Source organism: Kocuria sp. ICS0012 (assembly GCF_001665945.1).
GTDB lineage: Bacteria > Actinomycetota > Actinomycetes > Actinomycetales > Micrococcaceae > Kocuria > Kocuria marina.
In genome coordinates, this window is record NZ_LZMM01000081.1 from 1 (window position 1) to 2638 (window position 2638).

A 2638-nucleotide genomic window follows, 5' to 3' on the forward strand; every position below is an offset into this window, starting at 1 on the left:
CCCCCCCCCCCCGCCCGCGCGGTGCCACCGTGGCGGGGGGGGTCACGGTGGGGGGCTCGGTCGCGAAGTTCGCGGGGTCGTCGTCGGACGAACCCGACAAACCGGTGAAAGCCACGGCCCCCACACCCACCAGGACGAGCAGGGCCGCACCACCGAGCGTGACGGGGGCCATGTACCGCCGGGCACCCGAGGGGGCCGGAGTCGCGGTGCCTTCGGGGGATTGAGTGTCCTCACCGAATAAATCGTCCTGGATGGAGTTGCCCATGCAAAAATTCCCTCGAGATCGCCCTGCGTGTCCACGACCGGACCGTGTTCTCCCCGGGCCCGGTGCGTTCACGTGACTTTACCGCGTGCCGGCTTCCCCGCGCACAACCGCTCGTGAGAGCGCAGCGCCGACGTCAGGACCGGTTGGCCCCGAAGACGATGTCGTCCCAGCTCGGCACGGAAGACCGCTTGGCCTTGGGGGTGCGACCCCGCGGGCCCGGGGCGGGACGGTCGCTCGATCCCGATTCGTCCGTGGTGTCCGCATCGCCGGAACGGGCCGGTTCGTCGGTGTCCTGCGCGGCGGGCTCGTCCTCGTCCGCCACGTCCGTGGCCGTGCCGGAGGCGTCGACGGCGAACGCGCTATCCGACGTGGTGTCGCGCGCTTCGGTCTCCGTGGCCGCGTGTTCGTCCTCACCGGAGTTCTCCGACCCGGAGTCCTCAGGCGCGGGATCCTCGGAAGTGCAATCCGCAGGCTGGTGGTCCGTGACGGCGGAGGGGACGTTCTCGTTCCGGGAGGCTGCGGGGGAGTCGTCGTACGAGCCCTTCCCGAACGGCACGGCGGGGGCAGCTGCGTTCCGGGAGGGGGTGGCGTCGTCGTGTTCGAGGGGGGTCGAATCGTCGACGATCTCGATCCCGTCGTCCTGGGCGAGGGCCTGGGCCTCGGCGACCTGCGAGGCGGCCGGTTGGATGGGCCGGTCGAACACCGTGGAATCCTCCGGGGCGTCGATGGGGCGCGGGCGCTGGTCCACCTGACCCATGCCGCGGCCGAGGATCTCCGCGAGCCGGTCGTCACCCGCCTCGTCCGAGCCGATCCGCCGTCCGCGGCGCGACTGCAGGACGTCGAGCAGATCGTCCGCCTGGCTCGCCTCGTGCTGCAACTGCCGCAATGTCGCGGCGGGTGCGGGGGGCAGCGCGTGGGCGGCCGCGCCGAGCGGGCCGCTCTCCTGGTGCTCCTGACCCAGTGCGCGCGCCCAGTCGTTCTCCGGACGCACGGTCCGGTTCGCGGGGTTGTAACTCCACTGCGCGGGACCCGGGATGTCCGGGGCGTCCTGCGAGGCGTCCTCCGCGGAGAAGCTTAGCTGCACGGTCCACAACTGGTCCTCGCGCAACCACGCGTCCCAGTCGAAGGACGAGCGGTCCACCCCGAGCTCGGCGGCACGCTCGTCCACGGTCTCGCGCAGGGTGCGGGGCTCGCCCTCGAACACGGAGCGGTAGCCCTCGTGGGAGGGGTTGGTTCCGGAGACCGTGACCCGGCACGCCTCGGCGACCATGTGGGAGCGTTCGGCCAGGATGGGCCACTCGTACCGCTTGACGCGTTCGGCCTCCCACCCGGACTCGGCCACGACGTCCTCGACGCTCGCGCCGGCGCGGAAGCGGGCCTGGATGTCACGCGGACCGAAGGACCCTCCGCCGCGCCCATGAGAGGGGGACTTGCGGCGCGCGTGCTGGATCGTCTGACGCAATTGCTGGTCGATCTTCAGCCGGTACCGGGTTGAATCGGGGGTCTCCACGATGAGGTGCTCACCGTCGTCGTGCACTCCTACCAGGCGCAACTGCTCCATGCTGTCCTTCCCTCGCCGTCGGGGGCACCACGCGATCCGGGGTGCGCTCGGCGCGCTCGTAGCGTCAGTGTAGTGGCACGCCCGGGCGCCGTCCGGGACCGGCGGGACGGCCACCCGCACAGGCACCGCGTGTGTCATCCGAACGAGCGGATCCACCGCCCGAGGTGGAAATCTTGCTCTGCGAGAAAACCTCGGCGTCGCCACTGGCTTTTTCCGCGTCCATGGTGAACAATCTACGCGACACGGCCCGGGGGTAGAGCCCTCGGGAGGTGTTTTTCGCAGGGATTTTCGTGAAGACCGGTTGGAGCGGATAGACACATGGCCACAGACTACGACGCACCGCGTAAGCAGGACGAAGACCTCAAGGAAGACTCCATCGAGGAGCTCCAGTCCCGGCGGTCGGACCAACAGTCCGGAAGCGTTGACGAGGACGAGGCCACCGCGGCGGAGAGCTTCGAACTCCCCGGCGCGGACCTCTCCAACGAGGAACTGTCCGTCGTGGTGCTCCCGGCCCAGGACGACGAGTTCACGTGTGGCTCGTGCTTCCTGGTGCGCCACCGTTCGCAGCTCGCCGAGGAGCGCGATGGCGTGAAGTACTGCCACGAGTGCCTGGGCTGAGCCCCGGGTCCACGACCGCATGACGACGGGGGCGCCCCCCCCGGGGGGGGCCCCGGGGGGGGGGGGGGGGGGGCCGGGGGGGGCGCCCGGGGCGCCCCCCCCGCCCGCGGCGGCCCCCCGCGGCGGGGGGGCGCGGCGGCCGGCGGGCGGCGCGCGCCCGGGGGGCGCGGGGGGCGGGGGCGCGCCCGGGTCGA

Annotated in this window: 3 protein-coding genes; 1 reads left to right on the forward strand and 2 read right to left on the reverse strand. The window is 71.9% G+C overall.

What is annotated here, in order from left to right:
- On the reverse strand, nucleotides 1-265 hold a 265-nt coding region (locus A5728_RS14925), incomplete at its 3' end, for a hypothetical protein (RefSeq protein ID WP_369795638.1).
- 133 nt (nucleotides 266-398) lie between these two features.
- The gene (sepH, locus tag A5728_RS12595) at nucleotides 399-1826 is read right to left on the reverse strand and encodes a septation protein SepH (protein WP_064847392.1); all 1428 of its coding nucleotides are present in this window, start codon (nucleotides 1824-1826) and stop codon (nucleotides 399-401) included.
- A 318-nt stretch (nucleotides 1827-2144) separates the two neighbouring features.
- Here sepH and A5728_RS12600 point away from each other — a divergent pair, with 318 nt between their 5' ends.
- Nucleotides 2145-2444 (forward strand): DUF4193 domain-containing protein, encoded by a 300-nt coding sequence (locus tag A5728_RS12600; protein ID WP_064847393.1) that lies wholly within the window; start codon nucleotides 2145-2147, stop codon nucleotides 2442-2444.
- Nucleotides 2445-2638: the final 194 nt, after the last annotated feature.